We start from the raw sequence: 24,518 nt of genomic DNA on the forward strand, positions 1-24,518 counted from the left end.
ACGGGGCACAAGATGCGCCCCGTAGAGATTATAATGATTCGTTAAGCCAGCTATCAAACGGGGCTTTTGGTACAGCGCCGTTAAGCATGTCGACGATTTCACCTTTTCTGAAGATCATGATGGTCGGAATGCTGCGGATACCGAAACGGGCGCTGAGTTCACGCTCGGCTTCCGTATTCACTTTAACAAAACGCACTTTGCCGCTACGCTCTTCCGCGACATCTTCAAAAATCGGGGCGAAGTTACGACATGGACCACACCAGGGGGCCCAAAAGTCAACGACCACCGGGAGATCGTCTTTTAACAGTTTATCCAGTGTCTCACCGGTCGCATTGATCACCTCCCCATCAAACAGGTCGTGACCACAGCGTCCGCATTTAGCCGCTTCCTGGACACGATCGTCAGGGATGCGGTTGATAGCCTGGCAGCTGGTACAAACGGTATTCATAACTAACCTCTGGATGAGTGGAGTGGACTTCACGGCATAAACGCCAGTATGTTTCTATTATGTTACATATTATCGGAGAGTCTGTTCTAAACAACAATGCGTTTTATTCAATGAGTACAATAGTCCTTAGCTTTTAAATGAAATAATGGCTAACGACGTGCACATCGGGTAATCTGCGCGCTTCGCGCAGAGCAGGTGGAGAAAAACATGAGCGACGAACTGAAGAACAAAAACGGCAAGGTCAAAGTGATGTACGTCCGCAGTGACGATGACTCGGATAAACGCACCCAAAATCCACGTACTGGCAAAGGCGGCGGTCGCCCCGGTACTTCCCGAGCCGAAGGCGGTCGTCGCCCTGCCCGTGATGAACGAAAGGGTCCGAACAGCGAACGTGGTCGTGAACGCGGGCGTGACCGCGATGTAGAACGCGACCGCAGACGTGAAGATTCACCGTGGCGTACCGTTTCCCGCGCACCGAATGATGACGCAGCGGATAAAGCCGATCACGGCGGTATTAGCGGTAAGAGCTTTATCGATCCTGAAGTATTACGCCGTCAGCGCGCGGAAGAAACCCGCGTTTACGGTGAGAATGCCTGTCAGGCTCTGTTCCAGAGTCGTCCGGACGCTATCGTCCGCGCCTGGTTTGTTCAGAGCGTAACCCCGCGTTTTAAAGAAGCATTACGCTGGATGGCGGCAAACCGCAAAGCCTATCACGTGGTTGACGAAGCCGAGCTGGCGAAAGCCTCTGGCACTGAACACCACGGTGGCGTCTGTTTCCTGATCAAAAAACGTAACGGTACTACCGTTAAGCAGTGGGTCGGTCAGGCAGGGGCGCAGGATTGCGTGCTGGCACTGGAAGATATCGCTAACCCGCATAACCTGGGCGGTATGATGCGTAGCTGCGCGCACTTCGGTGTGAAAGGCGTGGTGGTTCAGGATGCGGCGCTGCTGGAATCGGGGGCGGCTATCCGTACTGCTGAAGGTGGAGCAGAGCATGTTCAGCCGATTACCGGTGACAGCATTGTCGATGTGTTGGACGATTTCCGTAACGCGGGTTACACGGTAGTGATGACCTCAAGCGTGAAAGGTAAACCGCTGTTTACTACCACGCTGCCGGAAAAAATGGTGCTGGTATTAGGGCGTGAGCGTGAAGCTCTGCCAGAAGCAGCATGTTCAGCCGACGACCTGTGCGTGGCGATTGACGGTACCGGCAAGGTAGAAACGCTCAATGTTTCTGTCGCGACCGGCGTGTTGCTCGCGGAGTGGTGGCGTCAGAACAAAGCCTGATAATAAAAATGCCAGCGAATCGCTGGCATTTTTTTACTCGCTTTCTGCGGGTAATACCGGCATCCAGTCAATCGGTTTTTCACCTCGTTGTTCCAGCCATTCATTCGCCAGTACAAAGTGATTGCAACCAAAGAAACCGCGATGCGCAGAGAGCGGTGATGGGTGTGGCGCTTTCAACACATGGTGACGCTGCGCATCAATAATCGCGCCTTTCTTCTGTGCGTGAGAACCCCAGAGCAGGAAAACCACGCCTTCCCGATGTTGGTTAATCAGGCTGATGACTTTATCGGTAAATGTTTCCCACCCAAGGCTGGCGTGAGAATGTGCCTGACCGGCGCGAACGGTGAGTACGGTGTTGAGTAACAGTACCCCCTGGCGTGCCCAGCTTTCCAGATATCCGTGTGTGGGGCGGGTGAAGCCGGGAATTGTTGCTTCCAGCTCTTTGTACATGTTCAGCAACGAAGGCGGAGTGGCAATCCCCGGACGAACAGAGAACGCGAGACCATGTGCCTGGCCTGGGCCGTGGTAAGGATCCTGACCCAGGATGACAACTTTCACGTCACCAAGCTCGGTAAAACGAAACGCGTTAAACACATCTTTTTGCGGCGGATAAATTGTCATTCCTGACTGACGCTCGCCGGCAACAGTATGCAGTGTGTTAACAAAATAAGGCTGCTGTTTTTCTTCAGCCAGCACATCGTGCCAGGTTAATTCGGTGGCCATCTCGCTCTCCTGCGAATTTTCAATCCCCCTAGCTTAACTGCTTCTTTCGACGTCGCAAAATTCTGTACGTTTCTCAATGGTCTACCCCTTAAAGATAGTTGAAAATTTATGTAAAAAGTTTAGCTGTGTACACGGCGTAAGTTGATGTAAAACAATAAAATCCACCTATCACCACTTTTCATGTGTGGTTTTTGTTGATTTAAATCAAAGATTCAAGGGTGTGTGAGGGGTATATATACACTCAAGCAACAATGGTTTTACCAATTGGCCGGATGACGGCCAACCGAGATCAAATAATTTTGCCGGGGAGGCATCAAATGATTACAGGTATCCAGATTACTAAAGCTGCAAACGACGACCTGCTGAACTCTTTCTGGCTGCTGGACAGCGAAAAAGGCGAAGCACGCTGCATCGTTGCGAAAGCAGGTTTCAATGCTGATGAAGTCGTTGCTGTCAGCAAACTGGGCGAAATCGAATACCGTGAAGTACCGGTAGACGTACAGCCGGAAGTCCGCGTGGAAGGTGGTCAGCACCTGAACGTGAACGTTCTGCGTCGCGAAACGCTGGAAGATGCAGTCAAGCATCCGGAAAAATATCCGCAGCTGACCATCCGTGTTTCTGGTTATGCAGTGCGTTTCAACTCTCTGACCCCAGAACAGCAGCGCGACGTTATCGCTCGTACCTTTACTGAGAGCCTGTAAGGCTCACGGGGAATAGCCCCGTTTAGCAAAGAATCAAAAAGCGGAAGATGCCAGTGTGTCTTCCGCTTTTTTGCATCCGTTAGTAAAAGATCCTTACCGCGCAATACACCAACAGCAGCGCCAGAATGATATTCAACTGCCGGCCGTAACGGCGAAAAACGCGCTGAAAAAGATGGCCCGCCAGCGCCCAGCAGGCATTTCCGAAGGTGCCGATCAGCGCCAACAGAATACTCACCCCAATCAGCCAGTGCGCGTCCTGAGAGTACGGTAATACAAACGTGGATAACGCGGTAATGCCGTACAAAATGATTTTGACGTTAACAAACTGCAAGCCAAAACTCGCCCAGAAGCTAATCGGCTCTGACCGCAAACCATCGTTTGTAGCCGGGCTGGTGGTGATCTTCAGCGCCAGCCACAGGATATAAGCTGCCCCAGCCCAACTGAGCCAATGGATGATGGCAGGATCCATAACCGCCAGTGAAAATGACGGGCGAAACGCTGCTGGCGTATAAAATGCCGCAGGTTTTACAGCGAGTTAAACAACGTGCGCCCCATCTTTACAGTCACTCAATTGTTATGTCATTCGCGATGCGTTGCTCAGTGATGAGGTCGATCTGGGGGTGTTTTATCGGGTGGGTAATGACGATGCCCTTGAGTTGATGCCGCTTGGCGATCAGTCACTGGCATTAGTTGCTTCGCCGCTGCTCCAGCACGTTAATTTTACTCAGTATAACCAGCACATTCCCTGCAGTTTTATCATTAATGAGCCGCAATGTATTTTCAGACAGCGCTTCGAGGGGCTACTGCGTAAACGACAGATTACGCTGGAAAATACCATTGAGTTATGGAGCATTGAAAGCATTAAGCAGTGCGTATCGGCAAATCTTGGGGTCAGCTTTTTGCCGCGTTTTGCCGTTGAGAGGGAGCTACGTTCAGGGGAATTGATTGAATTACCGTACAGTGAACAACCTGAGTTAATTACGGCATTGTGTGGTTATCATGCCGGAAAAGTCGTTAGTCCGGCGATGCGTGTGTTTCTTGAGTGTATTGAAGAGAGTTTTGCATCACGTGAAAAAATGCCGGGCTAAACGGCCCGGCATTCGGTTTACTCTTTGTCGGACTGCTGGGTAGCAGCTCCGCTCGGCTTACGACGTTTGCCGATATTTTTTGCATCGCGGTGACGTTTTTTCACCCGCGGCTTCTCTTTCTCTTTCGCTTTTTTCTCGGCGCGCTTCGCCAGCACTTTCTTGGATGGTTTACCGTTGGATTTCTCACTTGGCGCGCGCGTGGTTGGACGCAGTTCGTCGATGACGCGTGCTTTCAGCGGCTCGTCAATATAGCGGCTCGCTTTGCCGAGAAGCAGATGGTCGTGCGCTTCAACCAAAGAGATCGCAGTACCTTTACGACCTGCGCGACCGGTACGGCCAATGCGGTGCAGATAGGCATCGCCACTGCGCGGCATGTCGAAGTTAAACACATGGCTGACGTCAGGAATATCGATCCCGCGAGCGGCAACGTCGGTGGCTACCAGCACGTTCACGCGGCCATCGGTCAGGCGTTTGATCGCTTCATTGCGTTTGTTCTGCACCATCTCGCCTTCGAGATAGCAGTTGTTAATGCCCGCCTGGCGCAGCCAGCCTGCCAGCTCGTGCACACGCTCGCGTTTACGTACGAAGACAATCGAGCGGGTCGCTTCCGGCTGTTTTAACAGATGGATCAGCAGGGCAGTTTTGTGCTCGATGTCATCAGCACGGTAGTAAAACTGATGGATCTTCTTGCGTTCGCGGGTGGACGGATCCGCTGAGACTTCGACCGGATCTTCCAACAGACGCTCGGCAAAATCTTTAATCGCATCGCCTTCCAGCGTGGCGGAGAACAGCATGGTTTGCTTACGCCAGCGGGTTTCACCGGCGATATGTTCGATGTCCTGGGCAAAACCCATGTCCAGCATACGATCTGCTTCATCGAGAATTAGCGTCTCAACCGCATGGCAGTCGAAGTTTTCTTCTTTAATGTATTGCAGCAGACGACCCGTGGTGGCAACCACGATGTCCTGGTTTTCGCTAAAGACTTCCATGTGGTTCATGTAAGCCACGCCGCCGGTAATGGTCGCGATATCCAGATGCGTATTTTTCGCCAGCTCACGGGCGTGTTCAGCAACCTGCATCGCCAGTTCGCGCGTTGGCGTCAGGATTAAAATGCGCGGCGGACCAGATTTCTTGCGTGGGAAGTCGAGCAGGTGCTGCAACGCTGGCAGCAAATATGCCGCCGTTTTACCGGTGCCTGTCGGCGCAGAACCGAGTACATCACGGCCATCGAGCGCAGGCGGAATGGCGGCAGCCTGAATGGCGGTCGGGCGAGTGAAACCTTTTTCCTGGAGGGCATCCAGAAGGCTTTCATCGAGTTCAAGTTCGGAAAAAGTCGTTACAGTCATGTTCTACCTCTGAGTGGGGCGCTGATTATAGACGTTACGGCTGCAATCTTCATCTGTTTGTATGGATATACCTTCTCAGGTATTGTTTTTATCCTATGTTATCGTTTTTTTTCCAGGAAGGTTGTTCTTCATGCCCCAGTCTACATCCGTACTGAAACGTAATGGATTTACTTTTAAGCAGTTTTTTGTGGCACACGATCGCTGTGCAATGAAAGTCGGAACGGACGGCATTTTATTGGGGGCCTGGGCCCCCGTTGCGGGCGTAAAGCGGATCCTGGATATTGGTACCGGGAGCGGCCTGTTGGCGCTGATGCTGGCCCAGCGCACTGATGAAAACGTCATCATTGACGCCGTGGAGCTTGATGTCGACGCCGCGCAGCAGGCGCAGGAGAACATCGCGCACTCTCCGTGGATGCATCGCGTGAGTGTTCATACAGAAGATGCGCAACAGTGGATACCGCGTCAGACCGTGCGTTTTGATTTGATAATCAGCAATCCTCCCTATTATGAACAGGGCGTGGAATGCGCAACACCGCAGCGCGAGCAGGCCCGCTATACCACCTCGCTCGATCACCAGGCGTTGCTTACGTTGGCGGCGGACAGCATTACGGAAGACGGTTTTTTTTGTGTGGTGCTACCGGAGCAGATTGGTAACGCATTTACTCAGCAGGCGCTTAGCATAGGCTGGCATCTGCGATTGCGCACGGATGTAGCAGAAACCGAGGCCCGTCTACCGCATCGGGTATTGCTGGCATTCTCCCCGCAGGCCGGGGAGTGCTTTAGCGACAGGCTGGTGATCCGTGGGCCAGACCAACGTTACTCTGAAGGTTATACGGCGCTGACCCAGGCGTTCTATCTGTTTATGTGATGACTGAGCGGCGAGAGAATTGACGGGCCCGCCTCTGGAAGCTGTTCTGGGTAATCCAGCGTGTAGTGCAGGCCCCGACTCTCTTTGCGCATCATCGCGCAGCGGACAATCAGCTCGGCAACCTGCACCAGATTGCGCAGCTCCAGTAGGTTGTTCGACACACGGAAATGGGCGTAATACTCGTCGATTTCCTGTTGCAGCATGGTGATACGGCGCAGGGCGCGTTCCAGACGTTTAGTGGTGCGCACAATACCGACGTAATCCCACATGAACAGCCGCAGCTCATGCCAGTTATGCTGGATAACAACCAATTCATCTGGATTTTCTACCCGGCTTTCATCCCAGCCCGGGAGCGTGCTGACGCCGCGTGCATAAGGCATACGCCTGTCGATATCTTCAGCCGCGGACCAACCGTAAACCAGACACTCCAGCAATGAGTTCGATGCCATCCGGTTGGCGCCATGCAGGCCGGTGTAACTCACTTCGCCGATCGCATACAACCCATCGACATCGGTACGGCCAAAGTCATCAACCATCACGCCGCCGCAGGTATAGTGCGCGGCAGGCACGATGGGAACAGGTTCTTTGGTTAGATCAATGCCCAGTCCCAGCAACTTTTCATAAATCATCGGGAAATGCTGGCGAACAAATTCTTCCGGTTTATGACTGATATCGAGGAACATGCAATCTGCACCCAGGCGCTTCATTTCATGATCAATGGCGCGGGCGACAATATCGCGGGGAGCCAGTTCGCCACGCTCGTCAAAATCGGGCATAAAGCGTGAACCGTCCGGGCGTTTCAGGTGCGCGCCTTCGCCGCGCAGCGCTTCGGTCAGCAGAAAATTGCGCGCCTGCGGATGATACAGCGCTGTTGGGTGAAACTGGTTAAACTCCAGGTTGGCGACGCGGCATCCCGCACGCCAGGCCATTGCAATTCCGTCACCCGAGGAAATATCCGGATTGGTGGTGTATTGATATACCTTTGACGCGCCGCCGGTGGCCAGCACTACCGACTTCGCATGGCAGGTTTCTACGGCTTCTTTATTACGATTCCAGATCCAGGCACCGACAACCCGACGCGTTCCCGGCAGACCGATTTTATCGGAGACAATCAGGTCGACAGCATTACTGCGCTCGAGAACCCGGATGTTGGGATGATTTTGTGCCTGGCTGACGAGGGTGGTTTCGACTTCTTTGCCGGTAGCATCCGCAGCGTGCAGGATGCGTCGATGGCTGTGACCGCCTTCACGGGTCAGGTGATAGCTCTCTTCACCGTTAGGCTGAACCTGCGTATCAAATAAGACGCCCTGATCGATAAGCCATTGAACGCAGGTACGGGCATTGCTGGCGACAAATTCCACCGCATGGCGATCGCACAGCCCGGCCCCGGCAATCAGCGTATCTTCAACGTGGGAGTCGATACTGTCGGTTTCATCGAAAACCGCGGCAATACCGCCCTGGGCATAAAATGTCGAGCCTTCGCTGACCGGCCCTTTGCTCAGGACAATAACCTGATGCTTTTCAGCCAGGCGCAGCGCCAGTGAGAGTCCGGCAGCCCCGCTGCCAATGATCAGCACGTCACAGGATAATTCAGGAGTCGTATTCATGATTTTTGTTTAATTTACTAAACAGTGTTTGGTCACCATAGCACCACATTGCGCGATACTGCACGTTTTATTTTTAAACGTGTTGCAATGACTAAACATGAAAGAAAAACATGATGAGGGTGAAATAGGCAAAAATATTTTGTGAAGCAGGCCGTTAGCATCAGATTATGTGATGAAATAAAGTGCCCGTTGGGTTACTCTGCAAGCGGTGAAATGGGCATTTCTGTACAGATAGTGCGTTGATCGGGTTATGTAGACTTATAATGAGAGATAAGACCTGTCTACAACATGACAAACAAAAAACAATGCGTAACGGAACTTTACGAAACTTGAGCACTCTAAGCATTTGCTTGCTCATAGTGAAGCTGATGGAGTGGCGTTTCGAAGGCGCGTGGAAATTTGGTTTGGGGAGACTTTACCTCGGATGAGCGAGCAGTTAACGGACCAGGTCCTGGTAGAACGGGTCCAGAAGGGAGATCAGAAAGCCTTTAACCTACTGGTAGTGCGCTATCAGCATAAGGTGGCGAGTCTGGTTTCTCGCTATGTACCGTCGGGTGATGTACCCGATGTAGTACAAGAAGCATTTATCAAAGCCTATCGTGCGCTGGACTCGTTCCGGGGGGATAGTGCTTTTTATACCTGGCTGTATCGTATTGCGGTCAATACAGCGAAGAATTACCTGGTCGCTCAGGGGCGTCGTCCACCTTCCAGTGATATAGATGCGATTGAAGCAGAAAATTACGAAAGTGGCGGTGCGCTGAAAGAAATTTCGAACCCTGAGAACTTAATGTTGTCAGAAGAACTGAGACAGATAGTTTTCCGAACTATTGAGTCCCTCCCGGAAGATTTACGCATGGCAATAACCTTGCGGGAGCTGGATGGCCTGAGCTATGAAGAGATAGCCGCTATCATGGATTGTCCGGTGGGTACGGTGCGTTCACGTATCTTCCGAGCGAGGGAAGCTATTGATAATAAAGTTCAACCGCTTATCAGGCGTTGACGATAGCGGGATACTGGAAAAGGTATTAGGCATGCAGAAAGAAAAACTTTCCGCTTTAATGGATGGCGAAACGCTGGATACTGAGTTGCTCAAAGAGCTGGCTCACGACCCGGAAATGCAAAAAACCTGGGAGAGTTATCACCTGATTCGCGATTCCATGCGAGGTGATACTGCCGACGTTCTCCATTTCGATATTTCCGCCCGCGTAATGGCCGCCATCCAGGATGAGCCGGTACGTCAGACGGCGCCATTGATTCCTGAGGCCCAGCCAGCACCGCACCAGTGGCAGAAAATGCCGTTCTGGAAGAAAATGCGTCCGTGGGCCGCGCAGCTTACTCAAATGGGTGTGGCCGCGTGTGTATCACTTGCAGTTATTGTTGGCGTCCAGCACTATAATGGGCAATCTGAAACGTCCCAGCAGCCCGAAACGCCGGTATTTAATACATTACCGATGATGGGTAAAGCCAGTCCGGTAAGCCTGGGTGTACCTTCTGACGCGACGGCCAGCGGCGGTCAGCAACAGCAGGTACAGGAGCAGCGTCGTCGTATTAATGCCATGTTGCAGGATTACGAACTGCAACGTCGACTGCACTCTGAACAGCTTCAGTTTGAGCAGGCCCAGACACAGCAAGCCGCTGTGCAGGTGCCAGGAATTCAAACTTTAGGAACGCAATCGCAGTAATGAAGCAACTTTGGTTTGCCATGTCACTTGTGGCTGGTAGCCTGTTCTTCTCTGTCAACGCCTCGGCCAATCCTGCGTCCGGGGCGTTGTTGCAGCAGATGAATCTGGCCAGCCAGTCGCTCACCTATGAGCTGTCATTTGTCAGCATCAATAAGCAGGGTGTTGAATCCCTACGTTATCGCCATGCCCGCCTGGATAACCGTCCGCTCGCGCAACTGTTGCAAATGGATGGTCCGCGCCGGGAAGTGGTGCAACGTGGCAACGAAATCAGTTATTTTGAGCCAGGTCTCGAACCGTTCACGCTGAACGGCGACTATATCGTTGACTCGCTGCCCTCCCTGATTTACACCGACTTCAAACGTCTTGCTCCCTACTATGATTTTATCTCAGTAGGCCGCACCCGTATTGCCGACAGGCTCTGTGAAGTGATCCGCGTTGTGGCGCGTGACGGCACCCGTTACAGCTATATCGTTTGGATGGACACGGAGACCAAGCTGCCAATGCGTGTTGATCTTCTTGACCGTGATGGCGAAACGCTGGAACAGTTCCGCGTCATCGCGTTTACTGTTAACAACGGTGTCAGCGACAGCATGCAGACGCTGGCGAAAGCCAATCTGCCGCCGTTGTTGTCAGTTCCTGCGGGTGAGAAAACCAACTTCAACTGGAGTCCGTCGTGGTTGCCGCAAGGCTTCAGCGAGGTGTCCAGCAGTCGACGTCCGCTGCCGACGATGGATAACATGCCGATCGAATCACGGCTTTATTCCGATGGTCTGTTCAGTTTCTCCGTGAACGTAAACCGCGCGACGCAAAACAGCGCCGATCAGCTGCTGCGCACTGGACGCCGCACGGTTAGCACCAGCGTGCGAGATAACGCCGAAATCACTATTGTCGGTGAGCTTCCGCCGCAAACGGCGAAGCGTATCGCGGACAATATTAAGTTCAGGGCAGCACAATGATTAAAGAGTGGGCGACGGTCGTCTCCTGGCAAAATGGTCTGGCGACGGTCAGCTGTGATGTTAAAGCATCATGTAGCAGCTGTGCTTCCCGGGCCGGATGCGGGAGCCGCGTGCTGAACAAACTGGGACCTCAGACCACACACACCATCGTGGTGCCCTGCGACGAACCTTTGACCCCTGGTCAAAAAGTTGAACTGGGCATTGCCGAAGGTAGCCTGCTCGGTTCGGCGATGCTGGTCTACATGTCTCCGTTGGCGGGACTGTTTCTTTTCGCGGCGCTATTCCAGGTGCTGTTTGGTTCCGATCTTGCGGCATTAAGCGGAGCAGTGCTGGGGGGCGTGGGCGGATTCCTGATTGCTCGTGGATACTCTCGTAAGCTTGCTGAACGCGAAGCCTGGCAGCCGGTCATTCTGAACGTTGCTCTCCCACCCGATCTTATTCGCGTCGAAACCCAGCAGTGATATCTTTGCCTGATGGCACTGCGCTTATCAGGCCTACAGCGTCCTCAGATGCAGGCGTAGGCCGGATAAGGCGTTTATGTCGCCATCCGACAAAAGTTTCATCGACTTTGCAAAGTTGTTTCCAGTTCCCGCTATCCTTGCTCTATGAACATTTCCTCGCCTCAGCGTTGTAGTGTAGAATGCGGCGTTTCACTTAAACAGACGTTAAGCTCAGAACAGCGACTTCTCAGAGCCTGCTCAGGCGGGCGTAAGGCACAATAATTACACTATATGAAGAACATACGTAACTTTTCAATCATAGCTCACATCGACCACGGTAAATCGACGCTGTCTGACCGTATTATCCAGATCTGCGGTGGCCTGTCTGACCGTGAAATGGAAGCGCAGGTTCTCGACTCGATGGATCTTGAGCGTGAGCGCGGTATTACTATCAAAGCGCAGAGCGTGACGCTCGATTTCAAAGCATCTGATGGTGAAACCTATCAGCTTAACTTTATCGACACCCCGGGCCACGTTGACTTCTCGTATGAAGTTTCCCGTTCGCTTGCCGCCTGTGAAGGTGCACTGCTAGTGGTTGATGCCGGGCAGGGCGTAGAAGCGCAGACCCTGGCTAACTGCTATACCGCCATGGAAATGGATCTGGAAGTGGTGCCGGTTCTGAACAAAATCGACCTACCGGCCGCCGATCCTGAACGCGTAGCGGAAGAGATCGAAGATATCGTCGGTATCGATGCGACAGATGCCGTTCGCTGCTCGGCGAAAACTGGCGTTGGCGTCACTGACGTTCTTGAACGTCTGGTACGCGACATTCCGCCGCCGGAAGGTGATCCGGAAGGCCCATTACAGGCGCTGATCATCGACTCCTGGTTCGACAACTACCTTGGCGTGGTGTCGCTGGTGCGTATTAAAAACGGCACCATGCGTAAAGGCGACAAAATTAAAGTAATGAGCACCGGTCAGGTCTATAACGCCGACCGCCTGGGGATCTTCACGCCAAAACAGGTTGACCGTACCGAGCTGAAATGCGGCGAGGTAGGTTGGTTGGTTTGTGCGATTAAAGACATCCTCGGCGCGCCGGTTGGCGATACCCTGACGCAGGCGCGTAACCCGGCAGACAAACCGCTGCCAGGCTTTAAAAAAGTGAAGCCACAGGTTTACGCCGGTCTGTTCCCGGTCAGCTCTGACGACTATGAAAACTTCCGTGACGCGCTTGGCAAGCTGAGCCTGAACGACGCCTCCCTGTTCTACGAACCGGAAAGCTCTACCGCGCTGGGCTTCGGCTTCCGTTGTGGCTTCCTTGGTCTGCTGCACATGGAGATCATTCAGGAACGTCTGGAACGTGAATACGATCTGGATCTGATCACTACCGCGCCGACCGTAGTCTACGAAGTCGAAACCACGGCGAAAGAGACTATCTACGTCGATAGCCCGTCCAAGCTGCCGCCGCTGAACAACATCTACGAACTGCGTGAGCCGATCGCTGAGTGTCACATGCTGCTGCCGCAGGCTTACCTTGGCAACGTCATCACCCTGTGTATCGAGAAGCGTGGCGTCCAGACCAACATGGTTTACCACGGTAACCAGGTGGCGCTGACGTATGAGATTCCGATGGCGGAAGTAGTACTCGATTTCTTCGACCGTCTGAAGTCGACCTCTCGCGGCTATGCGTCGCTGGACTATAACTTCAAACGCTTCCAGGCGTCTGACATGGTGCGCGTTGATGTCCTTATCAACAACGAACGTGTCGATGCGCTGGCGCTGATTACTCACCGCGACAACTCCCAGAGCCGTGGCCGTGAACTGGTTGAGAAGATGAAAGATCTAATCCCTCGCCAGCAGTTTGATATCGCGATCCAGGCGGCCATTGGTACGCACATCATCGCGCGTTCAACGGTTAAGCAGTTGCGTAAAAACGTTCTGGCGAAATGCTACGGCGGTGATATCAGCCGTAAGAAAAAGCTGCTGCAAAAACAGAAAGAGGGTAAAAAGCGCATGAAGCAGATCGGTAACGTCGAACTGCCGCAGGAAGCGTTCCTCGCCATTCTGCATGTCGGTAAAGACAGCAAATAATCTTAAGGAGTTGGCATGGCGAACATGTTTGCCCTGATTCTGGTGATTGCCACACTGGTGACGGGCATTTTATGGTGCGTAGATAAATTCATCTTCGCACCAAAACGCCGGGAGCGTCAGGCAGCAGCGCAAGCTGCTGCAGGTGATTCACTGGATAAAGCAACGCTGAAAAAAGTATCCCCTAAGCCGGGCTGGCTGGAAACCGGGGCATCCGTTTTCCCGGTACTGGCGATTGTGCTAGTGGTACGTTCATTTATTTATGAGCCGTTCCAGATTCCGTCAGGTTCGATGATGCCGACGCTGCTTATCGGTGACTTTATCCTGGTGGAGAAATTCGCCTACGGGATTAAAGATCCGATTTACCAGAAAACGCTGATCGAAACCGGTCATCCGAAACGCGGTGATATCGTGGTGTTTAAATACCCGGAAGATCCGCGCCTGGACTACATTAAACGTGCTGTCGGTTTACCGGGAGACAAAGTAACGTACGATCCAGTGGCGAAAGAAGTGACTATTCAGCCAGGATGCCGTTCCGGTCAGGCGTGTGAAAACGCGCTGCCGGTAACGTATTCGGATGTTCAGCCAAGTGATTTCGTACAGACCTTTGCGCGCCGTAACGGTGGGGAAGCGACCAGTGGCTTCTTTGAAGTTCCGCCGAACGAAACGAAAGAGAACGGTATTCGTCTCTCTGAGCGTAAAGAAACGCTGGGTGAGGTTACGCACCGCATTCTGACCGTGCCAATCGCACAGGATCAGGTGGGAATGTATTACCGCCAGCCTGGTCAGCAACTGGCAACCTGGATCGTCCCGCCAGGGCACTACTTCATGATGGGTGATAACCGTGACAACAGCGCGGACAGCCGTTACTGGGGATTTGTGCCGGAAGCGAATCTGGTGGGTAAAGCGACCGCTATCTGGATGAGTTTCGATAAGCAAGAAGGTGAATGGCCGACCGGTGTGCGTTTAAGCCGTATTGGTGGCATTCACTAATCACCGATAATCGTTCACGTTGTCGTCATTACGGCGGCAGCGTGAATTATTTCTCGGATAAATTCCCGCAGACTAACGACATCCCTTGTCGTTGTGTATAGAATATTCCCCCGAAGTTTTAGGTTGGCACCGACAGGTTGCCACGGCACACGAAACAGCGTTGGTTTGTATATAAAAGCATGCAGGCGAAGCCAGATGGCTCCGCAAAGTGCGTATATCAGGTCTGTTTCGTGTGCTGAATTGTTGACGCATTCATTTATTGGTATCGCATGAACCCCATCGTAATTAATCGGCTTCAACGGAAGCTGGGCTACACTTTTAATCATCAGGAGCTGTTGCAGCAGGCATTAACTCACCGGAGCGCCAGCAGCAAACATAACGAGCGTTTAGAATTTCTGGGCGACTCTATTTTGAGCTTTGTTATCGCTAATGCGCTGTATCACCGTTTCCCACGAGTGGACGAAGGTGACATGAGCCGCATGCGCGCAACGCTGGTTCGCGGCAATACGCTGGCTGAATTAGCCCGTGAGTTTGACCTCGGTGAATGTTTACGTTTGGGGCCTGGTGAGCTGAAAAGCGGCGGCTTCCGTCGTGAATCGATCCTGGCCGATACCGTTGAAGCGTTGATCGGCGGCGTCTTCCTCGACAGCGATATTCAAACCGTTGAGCAATTAATCCTGAACTGGTATCAAACTCGTCTGGATGAAATTAGCCCAGGCGACAAACAAAAAGATCCGAAAACGCGCCTGCAGGAATATTTGCAGGGTCGCCACCTGCCTCTGCCGTCTTATTTGGTGGTACAGGTCCGTGGGGAAGCACACGATCAAGAATTTACTATCCACTGCCAGGTCAGCGGCCTGAGTGAACCGGTGGTTGGCACAGGTTCGAGCCGTCGTAAGGCTGAGCAGGCTGCCGCCGAACAGGCGTTAAAAAAACTGGAGCTGGAATGAGCGAAGAGAAAACTTACTGCGGATTTATTGCCATCGTCGGTCGCCCGAACGTCGGCAAATCCACCCTGTTGAATAATCTGCTTGGGCAGAAGATTTCTATTACTTCACGTAAGGCTCAGACAACACGTCACCGTATTGTTGGCATCCATACTGAAGGCGCGTATCAGGCGATTTATGTTGATACCCCGGGCCTGCATATGGAAGAAAAACGAGCGATCAACCGCCTGATGAACAAAGCGGCGAGCAGCTCGATCGGTGATGTTGAACTGGTTATTTTCGTTGTGGAAGGCACCCGCTGGACGCCGGACGACGAAATGGTGCTCAACAAGCTGCGTGATGGCAAAGCCCCGGTTATTCTGGCTGTGAACAAAGTAGACAACGTTCAGGAAAAAGCCGATCTGTTGCCGCACCTGCAGTTCCTGGCAAGCCAGATGAACTTCCTTGATATCGTGCCGATTTCTGCCGAAACCGGCTTGAATGTCGATACCGTTGCGGGCATCGTGCGTAAGCATTTGCCGGAAGCTATTCATCACTTCCCGGAAGATTACATCACCGACCGTTCTCAGCGCTTTATGGCCTCTGAAATCATCCGTGAAAAGCTGATGCGTTTTCTGGGTGCTGAACTGCCGTACTCCGTTACCGTGGAAATTGAGCGTTTTATCTCCAACGAGCGCGGTGGTTACGATATTAACGGTCTGATCCTCGTTGAACGTGAAGGGCAGAAGAAGATGGTTATTGGCAACAAAGGGGCCAAAATTAAAACCATCGGCATCGAAGCGCGTAAAGACATGCAGGAGATGTTCGAAGCGCCGGTTCACCTCGAACTGTGGGTGAAGGTGAAATCCGGCTGGGCCGATGACGAACGCGCGCTGCGTAGCCTCGGTTACGGCGACGACGTCTAAACCCATCTTCTGAAACACGGCGAGTATATGGAAGGATGGCAACGAGCCTTTGTCTTGCATAGTCGCCCCTGGAGCGAAACCAGTCTCGTGCTGGACGTCTTCACGGAAGAGTCGGGTCGCGTGCGCCTGGTGGCTAAAGGCGCACGTTCCAAACGTTCTAATCTCAAAGGCGCGCTCCAGCCTTTTACCCCGTTGTTGCTTCGCTTTGGTGGACGTGGAGAGGTAAAAACCCTACGTAGTGCTGAAGCCGTTTCTCTGGCACTCCCTCTTAGCGGCATCACGCTGTACAGCGGCTTGTATATCAACGAACTTATCTCCCGCGTCCTTGAATACGAGACCCGCTTTTCTGAACTCTTTTTCGATTATCTGAATTGTATCCAGGCGCTGGCTGGTGCGACGGGTTCGCCAGAACCTGCGCTACGCCGCTTTGAGCTGGCCTTACTTGGACATCTGGGGTACGGCGTCGATTTTACCCACTGTGCGGGCAGCGGCGAGCCGGTAGACGACACCATGACCTATCGTTACCGGGAAGAAAAAGGGTTTATCGCTAGCGTAGTGATCGATAATTCCACTTTTACCGGACGCCATCTGAAAGCACTCGAATCACGTGAATTTCCTGATGTCGATACGTTACGCGCCGCGAAACGCTTTACCCGCATGGCGTTAAAGCCGTATCTTGGTGGTAAGCCGTTAAAAAGCCGGGAACTGTTCCGGCAATTTATGCCAAAACGCGCAGTAAAAACAAATAATGATTAACGAGGATTGTCATGGCTGAATTACTGTTAGGCGTCAATATTGACCACATTGCCACGTTACGTAATGCACGCGGTACCGCATATCCGGACCCGGTTCAGGCAGCGTTTATCGTTGAACAGGCGGGCGCGGACGGTATTACCGTACATCTGCGTGAAGACCGTCGCCATATCACCGACCGTGACGTGCGCATTTTGCGCCAGACGCTGGATACGCGCATGAATCTGGAAATGGCAGTCACCGAAGAGATGCTGGCGATTGCCGTTGAGACTAAGCCGCATTTTTGCTGCCTGGTGCCGGAAAAACGTCAGGAAGTTACCACTGAAGGTGGTCTGGACGTCGCCGGTCAGCGTGACAAGATGCGCGATGCCTGCAAACGCCTGGCGGACGCAGGCATTCTGGTTTCGCTGTTTATCGATGCCGACGAAGAACAGATTAAGGCTGCTGCGGAAGTTGGCGCGCCGTTTATTGAAATTCACACCGGCTGTTACGCCGATGCGAAAACCGACGCAGAGCAGGCCAGCGAACTGGCGCGTATCGCCAAAGCGGCAACTTTTGCCGCCAGCCTTGGCCTGAAGGTGAATGCAGGTCACGGTCTGACGTATCACAACGTTAAAGCTATCGCACGGATCCCGGAAATGCACGAGCTGAACATTGGCCATGCCATTATCGGGCGCGCGGTGATGAGCGGTCTGAAAGATGCCGTAGTCGAAATGAAGCGCCTGATGCTGGAAGCGCGTGGCTAATGGCGATTCTGGGATTAGGCACGGATATCGTGGAGATTGCCCGCATCGAAGCGGTAATCTCCCGTTCCGGCGACCGCCTGGCAAGACGTGTGCTCAGCGACAACGAATGGGCAATCTGGGAAACGCATCAGCAGCCGGTGCGTTTTCTGGCGAAGCGTTTTGCAGTCAAAGAGGCGGCAGCAAAAGCCTTTGGCACGGGTATTCGCAATGGGCTGGCGTTTAATCAGTTTGAAGTCTTTAACGACGAACTCGGTAAGCCGCGTCTGCGATTATGGGGAGAGGCGTTAAAACTGGCGGAAAAACTCGGCGTCGCGCATATGCATGTGACGCTGGCCGATGAGCGTCACTACGCCTGCGCCACGGTGATTATCGAGAGTTAGATTCTGCACGTTGCCGGATGGCGACGCGGTTAAAGTTTATCGGCGTGGTGCATCAGCACAAACTTATCCCACAACTGCTCTTCTGTTTCGACATGTGCCGGATCTTTCAAAATAGTATTGGGGATCGGGCACACCTTCTGGCAGGTTGGCGTGTCGTAATGGCCTACGCATTCTGTACACTTGTCGCTGTTAATCTCGTAAATGCTATCACCCATCGAAATCGCCTCATTCGGGCATTCGGGCTCGCACATATCGCAATTGATACACTTTTTAGTGATTAACAGGGCCATCAGGAAACTCTCAAAACATCACAAATCGGGCGGGCATTATACGCGCATTCTTTGCTCAGACCAGTTTTTTTACCAGTGCTTCGCTGTGGCGAATACGTTCCGGGGCATGCTCCAGATCCTGCTGCACCAGCGCCATAAACAGTAAATCAGTGAGCATCATTTGCGCATGAGTGGAGGAAATCGCTGCGCTGCGCGTGGCTTGCTCCTCGGCAATCGTGTACAGACAATGACTTGCCCGTTGCTGCAGGGCATTGGGTGTAAATCCAGTGATGGCGAGGATTTTCGCGCCGGTGCGCAACGTTTCATCCGCAGCCAGGTTGAGCTCGCGGCGCTCTCCGGTATACGAAATGGCCAGCAGCAGATCGTTGGGCGAAAGGGCTTGCACCGTCGCCAGCAGGGCGTGCATATCGCGTTCCACCACCGCGTTAAAACCAATCTTCAGCAACTTCCAGGCAAAATTCTGTGCCACCAGACCCGATGCGCCAATCCCGGTCACGATAATGCGCCGGGCTGAGCGCAACATTGTGACGCTCTCCATCAGTCTCTCTTCGCTGTTGACGTCCAGCGTCGCATGCATCGCCGCCACGTTCTCCTGAATCAACTTTTCCCCCACCAGACGCATAGGATCGTCACCGCGAATCTGATTATGTACCGGAATGGAATGGGGGTTGGGATTGCTGGCCAGCGCTTCGCTGATCGCCAGTTTGAGTGCAGGAAATCCTTTAAAACCCATCTTTTGCGCGAACTTCACCACGCTGGACTGGCTGACGCCCGCCTCCGCGGCCAACTGCTGCGAACTGAGATGACGCGCAGTATCCGGCTGGGAAAGGAGATAATCCGCCAATTTTTTATCGCTTTGCGCGAGGTCCGGGTAACGCTGACGAATGCGAATTAAACAGTTCATGCTGTCTCCTGGCGAAAACGTGATGGCGATTACAAAACAAAATTTCATTCGCCTGGATGAATATAATATTCCATTATGGCAGGTTATTATGAATTAAAAATTCCTAAGGAACAAAAAATGAATCTCGGTGCATTAGTTTCAGAAACCCGCAATCCCCAGACCATGGACCTGGATGCGCTCTCCACGCTGGAGTTGGTTCATCGTTTTAATCAACAGGATACGCTGGTAGCCGAAGCAGTAAAAGCAACTCTGCCTCAAGTTGCGTGTGCGGTCGATGCGGCAGCTAACGCGCTAAAAGCAGGTGGTCGCATTATTTACATGGGAGCGGGGACCAGCGGGCGTCTCGGGGTACTGGATGCATCTGAATGCCCACCGACCTTCGGCGTTCCACACGGTCTGGTGGTTGGATTGATTGCCGGGGGACCGGGCGCGCTGCTGAAGGCGGTTGAGGGTGCGGAAGATAACCCACAGTTAGGTGAAGACGATCTACGTGCGCTCAATCTTACCGCGCAGGATCTGGTGGTGGGGCTGGCAGCATCTGGTCGCACGCCGTATGTAATTGGTGGGCTGAAATATGCACGTTCGGTTGGCTGTACGACGGTGGCTATTTCTTGCAATCCGGATTCCCCTATCGCGCATGAAGCGGATATCGCCATTTCTCCGGTAGTGGGGCCAGAGGCGCTGACCGGGTCAACACGACTGAAATCCGGCACCGCGCAAAAGCTGGTGCTCAATATGATCTCCACCGGTGCGATGGTGAAATTTGGCAAGGTGTACCAGAACCTGATGGTGGATATGCAGGCAACTAACGTCAAACTGATCGATCGGGCGTGCCGTATGGTGGTTGAAGCCACGGGCATTGCGCGTGAACAGGCGCAAGCGCTGCTAAAGCAGACTGATTTTGACGTTAAGCCAGCTATTTTAATGGCGCTCACCGGCCTTGACGCCGCTGCCGCCCGCGAAAAGCTTGCCGCTCACCAGGGTTTTTTACGCGCGGCGTTAGAACACTAAGAGGTGTATATGGATAAGACGGCGGTGCTGGCCAGCGATATTCTACTGGGCGTTGGCGGAGAGAAAAATATTCTGCGCCTGGAAAACTGTATGACCCGCGTCAGGGTTGAAGTTCAGGATGATGGACAGCTCGATATCCCTCGTCTCAGGCAACTGCCCGGTGTCAGCGGCTACGTGAAGCAGGGCGCGCAGCACCAGATTATTGTCGGCCCCGGTAAAGCGGCCAAAGTGGTGGATGCCATGCGTTCCCTGATTGCCGATGGCGGCGAGCGAGCAGGTGCCAATAATATCGAGCGCACAAAGTCAGATGCCAAAGCGAAGTACAAAGCGCCGATGAGCGATGCGCTGCGCAAGCTGGCAAACGTCTTTATCCCTCTTATTCCGGCGTTTATCGCCTCCGGTTTGATTACCGGCATTATTAACATCCTTAAGCGCCCGGACATCGTGGGGGATTTTGCGACCCACTATCCGAATATGCTGGGGTTGATGGGCATATTTGGCAGCGCCGTGTTTGCCATTATGAATATTCTGGTCGGGGTGAATACCGCCAAAGTTTTCGGTGGTTCCCTGGCGATGGGCGGGGTGATGGCGGGGATCCTCTCCAGCCCGCAACTGGCACAAATCACGCTGTTTGGCGAAGCGTTGCAGCCGGGGCGCGGCGGAGTGATCGCGGTACTGCTGGTGGTGGCGTTGATGTGTTGGATCGAACGCAAATTCCGCGAGCTGTTGCCAGAATCACTGGAGCTTATCCTTAATCCGCTGCTGACTACCATCATTACCGGCGTAATCGCGATTGTGGCGCTGCAACCGCTTGGCGGCTGGATTTCTGAGTCTATTGCTCACGGCGCATCCTGGGCTATCGATCGCGGCGGTTTTCTGGTCGGTGCCGTGCTGGCAGGAACCTTCCTGCCGTTGGTGCTCACTGGACTTCATCAGGGATTGGTGCCCATCCATGTTGAGCTGGTTCAGGCACACGGTTATAACGCGCTCTTTCCGATCCTGGCGATGGCGGGCGTTGGGCAAATAGGTGCTGCGATCGCGGTTCTGATGAAAACCCGAAATGCGCGGTTAAAAAAAGTAATCAAAGGTGCACTGCCTGTCGGACTGCTGGGTATAGGCGAGCCGCTGATTTTTGGCGTAACGCTGCCATTGGGTAAGCCGTTTATCGGTGCATGTCTTGGCGGCGCGGTAGGTGGAGCGCTAATTAGCTACTGGAAGGTGGCGACGGTCATCACATTTGGCATCTCCGGATTACCGCTGGCACTGACGATTGTTGCCGGAAAAGTGATGTTCTATCTGTTAGGCTATCTGGTAGCAGTTATCGCCGGGTTCCTGTTTACCTGGCTATTGGGATTCACTGATCCAGAGGAATAAGGTTTGACCAATCACCAGCGCCGCGTTGTCTTTTTTGATTTGGATGGCACGTTACACCAGCAGGATATGTTCGGTAGTTTTATTCGTTATCTGCTGCGTCGCCAGCCGCTGAACGCGTTGCTGGTGCTGCCTCTGCTACCGGTGATTGCGCTGGCATTGCTGATACAAGGGCGCGCCGCCCGCTGGCCAATGAGCCTGCTGTTATGGGGATGCACTTTTGGTCGCAGCGAGGCGCGTCTGAAAGCGCATCAGGCCGACTTTGTGCGCTGGTTTCGCAGTAACGTGACGGCGTTTCCGCTCGTTCAGCAGCGCCTGACAACCTACCTGTTAAGCTCTGACGCTGACATCTGGCTTATCACCGGCTCTCCGCAGTCGTTGGTCGAGCAGGTTTACTTTGATACTCCGTGGTTACCGCGAGTCAATCTGATCGCCAGCAAAATGGCGCGGGGATACGGCGGCTGGGTGCTGACTCTGCGCTGTCTGGGCCATGAGAAAGTGACGCAACTGGAGCGGCAGATTGGCGCACCGTTGTCTCTCTACAGCGGCTACAGCGACAGTAAGCAGGATAATCCGTTACTCTCTTTTTGCCAGCATCGCTGGCGCGTCACGCCGCGCGGAGAGCTGCAACAACTCGAATAGAGTAAACGATAGCGTCTGTGTATAATGCGCCCGCTTTTATTGGTGGAGTAACCCCTTTGTCAGATGTTGAATTTAGCCACGAATACTGGATGCGTCATGCTTTAACGCTGGCTAAGCGCGCCTGGGATGAGCGTGAAGTCCCGGTGGGTGCGGTATTGGTACATAACAACCGAGTGATTGGCGAAGGCTGGAACCGCCCGATAGGTCATCATGATCCGACTGCCCACGCTGAGATTATGGCGCTGCGTCAGGGCGGCCTGGTGCTGCAAAACTACCGTCTGTTAGATGCCACGCTGTACGTCACTCTGGAGCCGTGCGTGATGTGCGCAGGCGCGATGGTGCACAGCCGTATCGGTCGGGTCGTTTTTGGTGCACGTGATGCGAAAACGGGCGCTGCCGGGTCATTAATGGATGTGCTGCATCACCCTGGGATGAATCATCGGGTTGAAGTGACAGAGGGGGTACTGCGGGATGAATGTGCCACGTTGCTCAGTGATTTCTTTCGCATGCGTCGGCAGGAAATCAAGGCCCTGAAAAAATCCGCTAATCAGTAAATACCAATCAGACTACTGGTCCTCTTTCTTCTGTGCCGAAAATAGCAGGGAAGGGGAGTGCGACAGGTAGTTTGACGACGTCTGAGTCAGAAAGGCTGAAAGCGGAAATTTATCTTTACCCAGCAGCTCAGCTGGCGACACCGCCGGGTAATCCTGAGCCAGTTGCTGCGTTTCCTGCGCCTGTTTTTCTTTCTCCTGCAGATACCCCACCAGGCTAATCTGGTACTTACGGATATTTTCCACATAGGCGTAAGCTTCGTGGCCACGCGCATAGCCATAGGTCAGCTTGTTGTAATACGGCTTTTGGCTGAGCAGCGGTAGCCGCTGTTTTACGTCGGACCAACTGTTCGGATTGCCTTTGGTTTTCACCGTTAGCGCCCGCGCATCAAGCATGTGCGCATAACCCATGTTATAGGCTGCAAGGGCAAACCAGATGCGTTCTCCTTCGGGGACGGTATCCGGTACTTTACTCATCATATCCTGCAAGTATCGCGCGCCGCCGCTGATACTCTGTTCGGCATCGGTACGGTCGGTCAGCCCGAGACTCTGAGCAGTATTTTTGGTCAGCATCATCAGTCCGCGTACGCCGGTCGGGGATGTGGCCTGCGCGTCCCAGTGCGACTCCTGATAGGATATTGCGGCGAGCAGTCGCCAGTCTATCTCCTGCGCATACTTCTCAAACAGCGGCTTAAGGTCCGGCAACACGCTGTCTACGGCGCGCAAAAAGGTGCGGGTATCGACATAGTCAAAATCATCGCCATGCCCGAGATATTTCTCTTCCAGCCGTGCCAGAGAACCGTCTTCATTCATGGTGTTAAAGAAATCCAACAAGGCGGCAGACAGCGTGTTGTCATCGTCCAGACGACTAAACCAGGTCACCGGCTGTTCGTCAGAGACGTCCAGCGCCACGGCCAGCTCAGGATGCACGCGTTGGTATAAGCTGATGGCGACAGAATCTGCAATGGTGTAATCCAGCTTTCCGGCGATTACATCATCGAGCAATTCGGTGGTGCCCTTTTTGTCATCAACTTTCCAGCTCAGATCGGGAAATTTTTTCTCTTTTAGCTGCTGGAGGTCGTTAACTACCACGTGCCCCGGGGCGATAGTCAGTTGGCTTTCGTTCACGGTGGCAAGCGTGCGCGGGCGATATTGCCCAACCCGGTACACCAGCTGTTGTGAAACCGAATAATAGGTCGGGCCTGGCTGGTAATTTTTCACCCGCTCGCTGTTATAGACCAGGCCTGCGGCTAACAGGTCGGCATTGCCGTTATCCAGGTCGTCAAAAAGCTGGCTGATATTCTGGCGTACGGTAACTTTTAACTTCACGCCTAAGTAGTCGGCAAATTCCTGGGCCAGTTCATAATCCAGGCCGAATTTTTTGCCGTTGAGGGTCGCGTAAGTTAACGGCGAGTCGATGGTACTGACGCGCAGCTCTCCCCGCGACTGAATGGCGGCGATACGATTTTCGGCTTTACCGAACCAGGGAATAGATGGCCAAAGGGCCGCTGCCAACAACAGCGTCAATATGCCGATGAACAGATAATTAATCTTTAATTTTTTCAATTAGTTAATTCTCTGAACCGTACGTTTTCTCTGCCTGCTGTGGTGCTGATTAAGAAGTGAAGTCGTCATTAATGAACGGCATTTTGCTTAAACTTGCGTCAGTTGGCAACTTATTCAGAAATCTGACCGCATTTGGTGATAAGTGACGGTCGTGATTTTATTTCGACGCAAACGGTTTCGTCGGCGCGGTAGATTCTTTATAATGACGCCCGTTTCCCCACTTGG

The 24,518-nt window shown here is 53.2% G+C and carries 26 protein-coding genes and 2 pseudogenes; 20 read left to right on the forward strand and 8 right to left on the reverse strand.

Annotation, left to right across the window (positions count from 1 at the left end; genetic code table 11):
* Positions 1 to 28: 28 nt before the first annotated feature.
* Positions 29 to 448: a thioredoxin TrxC gene (gene trxC / locus GUC46_RS06115; RefSeq protein WP_003037559.1), complete on the reverse strand. Its 420-nt coding sequence runs from the start codon at positions 446 to 448 to the stop codon at positions 29 to 31.
* A 207-nt stretch (positions 449 to 655) separates the two neighbouring features.
* Between trxC and GUC46_RS06120 the strand changes: the two genes are divergently transcribed.
* A complete protein-coding gene (locus GUC46_RS06120) occupies positions 656 to 1,735 on the forward strand; it encodes a tRNA/rRNA methyltransferase (RefSeq protein WP_003037560.1) in 1,080 nt (359 codons plus the stop codon).
* 33 nt (positions 1,736 to 1,768) lie between these two features.
* Here the strand turns inward: GUC46_RS06120 and ung are convergent, their stop codons facing one another.
* Positions 1,769 to 2,458 (reverse strand): uracil-DNA glycosylase, encoded by a 690-nt coding sequence (gene ung / locus GUC46_RS06125; protein WP_003037561.1) that lies wholly within the window; start codon positions 2,456 to 2,458, stop codon positions 1,769 to 1,771.
* A 317-nt stretch (positions 2,459 to 2,775) separates the two neighbouring features.
* On the opposite strand from ung, the gene grcA reads away from it, so the two are divergent.
* On the forward strand, positions 2,776 to 3,159 hold the full coding sequence (grcA, locus tag GUC46_RS06130) for an autonomous glycyl radical cofactor GrcA (RefSeq protein WP_003037563.1): 384 nt from the start codon (positions 2,776 to 2,778) through the stop codon (positions 3,157 to 3,159).
* 79 nt (positions 3,160 to 3,238) lie between these two features.
* Here the strand turns inward: grcA and eamB are convergent.
* Positions 3,239 to 3,646: pseudogene (gene eamB / locus GUC46_RS06135) on the reverse strand (cysteine/O-acetylserine transporter); the annotation flags it as partial.
* Here eamB and GUC46_RS06140 point away from each other — a divergent pair.
* Positions 3,646 to 4,247, forward strand: a pseudogene (locus GUC46_RS06140) (substrate-binding domain-containing protein); the annotation flags it as partial. The pseudogenes eamB and GUC46_RS06140 sit on opposite strands and share 1 nt — an antisense overlap.
* Positions 4,248 to 4,264: 17 nt before the next feature.
* On the opposite strand, the gene srmB reads toward GUC46_RS06140, so the two are convergent.
* Positions 4,265 to 5,593, reverse strand: a complete 1,329-nt coding sequence (gene srmB / locus GUC46_RS06145) for an ATP-dependent RNA helicase SrmB (protein WP_003037569.1) — start codon at positions 5,591 to 5,593, stop codon at positions 4,265 to 4,267.
* A 130-nt stretch (positions 5,594 to 5,723) separates the two neighbouring features.
* On the opposite strand from srmB, the gene trmN reads away from it, so the two are divergent.
* The gene (gene trmN, locus GUC46_RS06150) at positions 5,724 to 6,461 is read left to right on the forward strand and encodes a tRNA(1)(Val) (adenine(37)-N(6))-methyltransferase TrmN (protein ID WP_130714434.1); all 738 of its coding nucleotides are present in this window, start codon (positions 5,724 to 5,726) and stop codon (positions 6,459 to 6,461) included.
* On the opposite strand, the gene nadB is transcribed toward trmN, so the two are convergent.
* Positions 6,446 to 8,068 (reverse strand): L-aspartate oxidase, encoded by a 1,623-nt coding sequence (gene nadB, locus GUC46_RS06155; protein WP_003037572.1) that lies wholly within the window; start codon positions 8,066 to 8,068, stop codon positions 6,446 to 6,448. The two genes, trmN and nadB, sit on opposite strands and share 16 nt — an antisense overlap.
* Positions 8,069 to 8,373: 305 nt before the next feature.
* On the opposite strand from nadB, the gene rseD reads away from it, so the two are divergent.
* From rseD to acpS, 12 genes are all read left to right on the forward strand, one after another.
* The gene (rseD, locus tag GUC46_RS06160) at positions 8,374 to 8,496 is read left to right on the forward strand and encodes a rpoE leader peptide RseD (RefSeq protein WP_223306697.1); all 123 of its coding nucleotides are present in this window, start codon (positions 8,374 to 8,376) and stop codon (positions 8,494 to 8,496) included.
* Positions 8,493 to 9,068 (forward strand): RNA polymerase sigma factor RpoE, encoded by a 576-nt coding sequence (rpoE, locus tag GUC46_RS06165; protein WP_003037573.1) that lies wholly within the window; start codon positions 8,493 to 8,495, stop codon positions 9,066 to 9,068. The genes rseD and rpoE overlap by 4 nt, the downstream gene beginning before the upstream one ends.
* 31 nt (positions 9,069 to 9,099) lie before the next feature.
* On the forward strand, positions 9,100 to 9,750 hold the full coding sequence (rseA, locus tag GUC46_RS06170) for an anti-sigma-E factor RseA (protein WP_003037574.1): 651 nt from the start codon (positions 9,100 to 9,102) through the stop codon (positions 9,748 to 9,750).
* Positions 9,750 to 10,706: a sigma-E factor regulatory protein RseB gene (gene rseB / locus GUC46_RS06175; protein ID WP_032949816.1), complete on the forward strand. Its 957-nt coding sequence runs from the start codon at positions 9,750 to 9,752 to the stop codon at positions 10,704 to 10,706. The genes rseA and rseB overlap by 1 nt, the downstream gene beginning before the upstream one ends.
* Positions 10,703 to 11,167, forward strand: coding sequence for a SoxR-reducing system protein RseC (gene rseC, locus GUC46_RS06180; protein ID WP_003037576.1), 465 nt, complete (start codon positions 10,703 to 10,705; stop codon positions 11,165 to 11,167). The genes rseB and rseC overlap by 4 nt, the downstream gene beginning before the upstream one ends.
* Positions 11,168 to 11,437: 270 nt before the next feature.
* A complete protein-coding gene (lepA, locus tag GUC46_RS06185; protein WP_003037577.1) occupies positions 11,438 to 13,237 on the forward strand; it encodes a translation elongation factor 4 in 1,800 nt (599 codons plus the stop codon).
* A gap of 15 nt (positions 13,238 to 13,252) precedes the next feature.
* The gene (gene lepB / locus GUC46_RS06190; RefSeq protein ID WP_003838377.1) at positions 13,253 to 14,227 is read left to right on the forward strand and encodes a signal peptidase I; all 975 of its coding nucleotides are present in this window, start codon (positions 13,253 to 13,255) and stop codon (positions 14,225 to 14,227) included.
* Between the two features lie 269 nt (positions 14,228 to 14,496).
* Positions 14,497 to 15,177 (forward strand): ribonuclease III, encoded by a 681-nt coding sequence (gene rnc, locus GUC46_RS06195; RefSeq protein WP_003037579.1) that lies wholly within the window; start codon positions 14,497 to 14,499, stop codon positions 15,175 to 15,177.
* Positions 15,174 to 16,079, forward strand: coding sequence for a GTPase Era (gene era / locus GUC46_RS06200; protein WP_003037581.1), 906 nt, complete (start codon positions 15,174 to 15,176; stop codon positions 16,077 to 16,079). Before rnc ends, era begins: the two co-directional genes overlap by 4 nt.
* A 27-nt stretch (positions 16,080 to 16,106) precedes the next feature.
* Complete coding sequence (recO, locus tag GUC46_RS06205; RefSeq protein ID WP_061068364.1) at positions 16,107 to 16,835, forward strand: DNA repair protein RecO; 729 nt, start codon at positions 16,107 to 16,109, stop codon at positions 16,833 to 16,835.
* A gap of 11 nt (positions 16,836 to 16,846) precedes the next feature.
* Entirely contained in the window at positions 16,847 to 17,578 is a 732-nt protein-coding gene (pdxJ, locus tag GUC46_RS06210) for a pyridoxine 5'-phosphate synthase (RefSeq protein ID WP_003838383.1), read from the forward strand.
* On the forward strand, positions 17,578 to 17,958 hold the full coding sequence (gene acpS / locus GUC46_RS06215) for a holo-ACP synthase (RefSeq protein ID WP_003037588.1): 381 nt from the start codon (positions 17,578 to 17,580) through the stop codon (positions 17,956 to 17,958). The genes pdxJ and acpS overlap by 1 nt, the downstream gene beginning before the upstream one ends.
* Before the next feature lie 29 nt (positions 17,959 to 17,987).
* On the opposite strand, the gene GUC46_RS06220 is transcribed toward acpS, so the two are convergent.
* A complete protein-coding gene (locus GUC46_RS06220; RefSeq protein ID WP_003037590.1) occupies positions 17,988 to 18,248 on the reverse strand; it encodes a YfhL family 4Fe-4S dicluster ferredoxin in 261 nt (86 codons plus the stop codon).
* Between the two features lie 55 nt (positions 18,249 to 18,303).
* The gene (locus GUC46_RS06225; RefSeq protein ID WP_160179928.1) at positions 18,304 to 19,152 is read right to left on the reverse strand and encodes a MurR/RpiR family transcriptional regulator; all 849 of its coding nucleotides are present in this window, start codon (positions 19,150 to 19,152) and stop codon (positions 18,304 to 18,306) included.
* A gap of 117 nt (positions 19,153 to 19,269) precedes the next feature.
* Between GUC46_RS06225 and murQ the strand changes: the two genes are divergently transcribed.
* The 4 genes from murQ (at position 19,270) to tadA (ending at position 22,730) form a co-directional block, all read left to right on the forward strand.
* Positions 19,270 to 20,163, forward strand: coding sequence for an N-acetylmuramic acid 6-phosphate etherase (gene murQ / locus GUC46_RS06230; RefSeq protein WP_032937935.1), 894 nt, complete (start codon positions 19,270 to 19,272; stop codon positions 20,161 to 20,163).
* Between the two features lie 9 nt (positions 20,164 to 20,172).
* The gene (locus GUC46_RS06235; RefSeq protein WP_054528657.1) at positions 20,173 to 21,537 is read left to right on the forward strand and encodes a PTS transporter subunit EIIC; all 1,365 of its coding nucleotides are present in this window, start codon (positions 20,173 to 20,175) and stop codon (positions 21,535 to 21,537) included.
* 3 nt (positions 21,538 to 21,540) lie between these two features.
* On the forward strand, positions 21,541 to 22,176 hold the full coding sequence (gene yfhb / locus GUC46_RS06240) for a phosphatidylglycerophosphatase C (RefSeq protein ID WP_003037603.1): 636 nt from the start codon (positions 21,541 to 21,543) through the stop codon (positions 22,174 to 22,176).
* Positions 22,177 to 22,265: 89 nt separating this feature from the next.
* Positions 22,266 to 22,730 carry a tRNA adenosine(34) deaminase TadA gene (gene tadA / locus GUC46_RS06245; protein ID WP_229235875.1) on the forward strand — a complete coding sequence of 155 codons (465 nt, stop codon included), beginning with the start codon at positions 22,266 to 22,268 and terminating at the stop codon, positions 22,728 to 22,730.
* A 12-nt stretch (positions 22,731 to 22,742) separates the two neighbouring features.
* On the opposite strand, the gene mltF is transcribed toward tadA, so the two are convergent.
* Entirely contained in the window at positions 22,743 to 24,293 is a 1,551-nt protein-coding gene (mltF, locus tag GUC46_RS06250) for a membrane-bound lytic murein transglycosylase MltF (RefSeq protein WP_003838390.1), read from the reverse strand.
* Positions 24,294 to 24,518: the final 225 nt, after the last annotated feature.

It is taken from the genome of Citrobacter sp. LUTT5, from assembly GCF_009905315.1.
In the GTDB taxonomy this organism is placed as follows: Bacteria; Pseudomonadota; Gammaproteobacteria; order Enterobacterales; family Enterobacteriaceae; genus Citrobacter; species Citrobacter freundii.

Excerpts from the sequence above, each read along its gene's own strand:
- trxC (WP_003037559.1), bottom strand. The coding sequence starts at position 448 with ATGAATACCGTTTGTACCAGCTGCCAGGCTATCAACCGCATCCCTGAC.
- GUC46_RS06120 (WP_003037560.1), top strand. The coding sequence starts at position 656 with ATGAGCGACGAACTGAAGAACAAAAACGGCAAGGTCAAAGTGATGTAC.
- ung (WP_003037561.1), bottom strand. The coding sequence starts at position 2,458 with ATGGCCACCGAATTAACCTGGCACGATGTGCTGGCTGAAGAAAAACAG.
- grcA (WP_003037563.1), top strand. The coding sequence starts at position 2,776 with ATGATTACAGGTATCCAGATTACTAAAGCTGCAAACGACGACCTGCTG.
- srmB (WP_003037569.1), bottom strand. The coding sequence starts at position 5,593 with ATGACTGTAACGACTTTTTCCGAACTTGAACTCGATGAAAGCCTTCTG.
- trmN (WP_130714434.1), top strand. The coding sequence starts at position 5,724 with ATGCCCCAGTCTACATCCGTACTGAAACGTAATGGATTTACTTTTAAG.
- nadB (WP_003037572.1), bottom strand. The coding sequence starts at position 8,068 with ATGAATACGACTCCTGAATTATCCTGTGACGTGCTGATCATTGGCAGC.
- rseD (WP_223306697.1), top strand. The coding sequence starts at position 8,374 with ATGCGTAACGGAACTTTACGAAACTTGAGCACTCTAAGCATTTGCTTG.
- rpoE (WP_003037573.1), top strand. The coding sequence starts at position 8,493 with ATGAGCGAGCAGTTAACGGACCAGGTCCTGGTAGAACGGGTCCAGAAG.
- rseA (WP_003037574.1), top strand. The coding sequence starts at position 9,100 with ATGCAGAAAGAAAAACTTTCCGCTTTAATGGATGGCGAAACGCTGGAT.
- rseB (WP_032949816.1), top strand. The coding sequence starts at position 9,750 with ATGAAGCAACTTTGGTTTGCCATGTCACTTGTGGCTGGTAGCCTGTTC.
- rseC (WP_003037576.1), top strand. The coding sequence starts at position 10,703 with ATGATTAAAGAGTGGGCGACGGTCGTCTCCTGGCAAAATGGTCTGGCG.
- lepA (WP_003037577.1), top strand. The coding sequence starts at position 11,438 with ATGAAGAACATACGTAACTTTTCAATCATAGCTCACATCGACCACGGT.
- lepB (WP_003838377.1), top strand. The coding sequence starts at position 13,253 with ATGGCGAACATGTTTGCCCTGATTCTGGTGATTGCCACACTGGTGACG.
- rnc (WP_003037579.1), top strand. The coding sequence starts at position 14,497 with ATGAACCCCATCGTAATTAATCGGCTTCAACGGAAGCTGGGCTACACT.
- era (WP_003037581.1), top strand. The coding sequence starts at position 15,174 with ATGAGCGAAGAGAAAACTTACTGCGGATTTATTGCCATCGTCGGTCGC.
- recO (WP_061068364.1), top strand. The coding sequence starts at position 16,107 with ATGGAAGGATGGCAACGAGCCTTTGTCTTGCATAGTCGCCCCTGGAGC.
- pdxJ (WP_003838383.1), top strand. The coding sequence starts at position 16,847 with ATGGCTGAATTACTGTTAGGCGTCAATATTGACCACATTGCCACGTTA.
- acpS (WP_003037588.1), top strand. The coding sequence starts at position 17,578 with ATGGCGATTCTGGGATTAGGCACGGATATCGTGGAGATTGCCCGCATC.
- GUC46_RS06220 (WP_003037590.1), bottom strand. The coding sequence starts at position 18,248 with ATGGCCCTGTTAATCACTAAAAAGTGTATCAATTGCGATATGTGCGAG.
- GUC46_RS06225 (WP_160179928.1), bottom strand. The coding sequence starts at position 19,152 with ATGAACTGTTTAATTCGCATTCGTCAGCGTTACCCGGACCTCGCGCAA.
- murQ (WP_032937935.1), top strand. The coding sequence starts at position 19,270 with ATGAATCTCGGTGCATTAGTTTCAGAAACCCGCAATCCCCAGACCATG.
- GUC46_RS06235 (WP_054528657.1), top strand. The coding sequence starts at position 20,173 with ATGGATAAGACGGCGGTGCTGGCCAGCGATATTCTACTGGGCGTTGGC.
- tadA (WP_229235875.1), top strand. The coding sequence starts at position 22,266 with ATGCGTCATGCTTTAACGCTGGCTAAGCGCGCCTGGGATGAGCGTGAA.